Source organism: uncultured Limnohabitans sp. (assembly GCF_937889215.1).
Taxonomy (GTDB): domain Bacteria; phylum Pseudomonadota; class Gammaproteobacteria; order Burkholderiales; family Burkholderiaceae_C; genus Limnohabitans_A.
Genome location: NZ_CALBEX010000359.1, coordinates 1 through 2,886, shown reverse-complemented (window position 1 = coordinate 2,886; position 2,886 = coordinate 1). Strand labels below are relative to the sequence as shown.

The window sequence follows — 2,886 nt, the reverse complement described above, 5'->3', positions numbered from 1 at the left end:
ATGACCACAGGTGCATCGCGCACAGTGCAAGGCTATTACGAACCCCTGCGCCTGGCCGGCGCCCAAGCCCGCTTGGTGATGGTGGGCGCTGCGGCCCAGGCCATGGGTGTGCCCGCTGCCGAGTTGCGCACCGAAGCCAGCCGCGTGATCCACACCAGTGGCCGCGCCATGACTTACGCCGACATTGCCAAGGTGGCCAAGGCCCCGGCCGAGCTGCCCAAGGTGGACAAAAGCATGCTCAAGCCGATGGCGCAGTTCCGCCTGATCGGCAAAGAAATCCCCCGCGTGGACGTGCCCGCCAAATCAAGCGGCCGAGCCATGTACGGCATTGATCAGCGTTTGCCCGGCATGCTGTGGGCTTCGGTGCTGCGTGCACCGGTGCAAGGCGAAGTGCCAGAGAGCGTGGACGACAGCGCGGCCCGTGCTGTGCCTGGCGTCAAAAACGTGCTGCGCCTGCCTTACGGCGTGGCCGTGGTGGCCGATTCGTTTTACACCGCCAAAACCGCACGCGACCAGCTCAAAGTGGTCTGGAGCCAAAAGGCCAAAGCCCGCGCTCAGAACTCCGACACCATGCGCGCCGAATACGTCAAGCGCGCACAAAATCTGGACGACAAGGGCGTGGCCTTCATCGCCCATGGTGACGCAGCAGCCAAATTGGCCGGTGCTGTCAAAACCTTCAGCGCCACCTACACCAGCGAAATGGTCAGCCACATTTGCCTGGAGCCCATGAACTGCACTGCGCGCGTGGACGGCGACAAGATCGAAGTCTGGGCACCGGCCCAGTCGGCCTCGTTTGTGACCGGCACGGTGGCGCGCTTTGGCGGCTTCAAACCAGAAAACATCAAGGTCAACATCACCTTGCTTGGCGGCGGCTTCGGGCGTCGGGTAGAGGCCGATTACGCGGCCGATGCGGCTTTGGTCGCCAAGTCCATGCCAGGCACGCCGATCCAAGTGATCTGGACCCGCGAAGACGACATGACACACGACAAGTACCGCCCCATGACTGGGCAACACTTGGTGGCCGGTGTCGATGCGCAGGGCAAGCTGGTGGGCTTGCTGCACCGCGTGGTGTCTGAGGGGGTGTATGCCCGCGTGGTGCCACCGGCTTTCAAAGCCTCTGGCGGCAAAGATGCGCCTGTGATGGAAGGCACCGAAATCACCTACGACATCCCGGACCACAGCGTGCAATTCATGATCGAAGACCGCGGCATTGATGCCGGCTTCTGGCGTGCCGTGGGCCCGGGCTACACCAAGTTCGCCATCGAGACATTGATCGACGAAGTGGCGCGTGGTGTCAAGGCCGACCCACTGGCTTACCGCATGGATTTGCTCAAGAAAAACCCGCGCGGGCAAGCCGTGCTCAAGGCGGTGGCCGAAATGTCGCAATGGGGCCAAGCCAAGCTGCCCAAGGGCCATGCACTGGGTCTGGCGTTTTCAGACGCCTGGAACACCTATTGCGGCATGGTGGTGGAGGTCTCTGTTGAAAAAGGTCGCCCCAAGGTGCACAAAGTTTGGTCGGCGGTGGACTGCGGCCACGCTTTGCAACCACAAAACGTGCAAGCGCAAATCGAGGGCTCTGTGATCTTTGGCTTGTCGGCGGCGCTGCACGAGCACATGGACTTCAAGGCCGGTGTACCTCAGCAAATGAACCTGAACACCTACCAGGTGCTGCGCGCCAACGAAGCGCCCGAAGTGTTTGTGAAGGTCATGCCCACCGACAACCACCCTGGCGGCATTGGCGAAGTGGGCTTGCCCCCTTTGGCCCCGGCCGTCGCCAACGCGATCGCATCGCTCAACGGCAAGCGTTTGCGCGCATTGCCATTGCCGATGGTTTGAGCTGAAAAGGGCTTGTAAAAGCCAAAGCCCACGAGACGCCACTTGCGTGGCATTTCGTGGGCTTTTTTTTCAGCTGATTGCAGATTGAAAAACAATTTTGCAGGTCTGCAGCTTCAGCACCGATAGGGCTGGTATGGGCCGCGTTTCGGCTCTGTTGCAACCGATTGATGGGGGTGCTGTGGCGAAACCATGTCGGCCTTCTCAAGGCCGGATCGATCGCGCTGGGCATCAAGCCCGAACAACATCCACGATCAGCTTGACGGAAATCGCCAGCAAGCCCACCTGCACCCACTTGAAGAACCAGTCATCGGCGATCTTGCGGGTGAGGTAAGCGCCTGCCACGGTGCCCACCAGGGCAAACGGGATCAGCACCAAGGCGCCCATCAGCTCGCTTACGCCGTAGGGTTGCAGCGCATGGTAGGGCCCGAGTTTGGCCAAGTTGATGAAGGCAAAAAACAGCGTCGAGGTGCCGGCAAACACCAGTTTGGGCAGTTTTTGGGGCAACAGGTAAACCTGAAACGGCGGCCCCCCCAGCGTGCGAGATGAAGCTGGTAAAACCCGACAAACCGCCCCAAAGCAGCCCCTTTTTCCAGTTGGCAGGATATGGCGCTTGCACGCTGCTGCGCTTGCGCCAGGCGTTGAGCACAAAGCCAATTCCCATGAGGCCGATCATCATTTTGACGGCCATGTCGGACACCACCGATGCAGTGAGCCAGCCCACCAGCACACCGCCCACACCCGCCGGAACAAGAATTTTCAGGTTGATGGCGCTGAAGTCCTTGCGGTAAAGCCACAGCCCCACCATGTCCGAGATGATGTAAATCGGCAGCAACATCACCACCGCTTTGACCGGGGACATGAACAGCGAAAGAATCGGCACGGACAGCATGCCCACGGTGGGCAAGCCGCCCTTGGACAAGCCCACCATGGCCGCAGCCAGCCCCGCCCAAATCAGGTAATTGGCATCGGCCATGTCAAGTCAGGCGCTGCGCTGTACGCACCCCAGAGCCCATCTGTGTGCTCATAAATGGCCGCGCGCCCAGCTCAAAC

Annotated in this window: 1 protein-coding gene and 1 pseudogene; one reads left to right on the top strand and one right to left on the bottom strand. The window is 60.8% G+C overall.

Translation table 11 applies throughout. The features are described from left to right. On the top strand, window positions 1-1,836 hold a 1,836-nt coding region (locus Q0341_RS09245), incomplete at its 5' end, for a molybdopterin cofactor-binding domain-containing protein (protein WP_299512416.1). 228 nt (window positions 1,837-2,064) lie between these two features. Here the strand turns inward: Q0341_RS09245 and Q0341_RS09240 are convergent. Continuing rightward, window positions 2,065-2,725 (bottom strand): annotated as a pseudogene (locus Q0341_RS09240) (sulfite exporter TauE/SafE family protein). Between the last annotated feature and the right edge of the window lie 161 nt (window positions 2,726-2,886).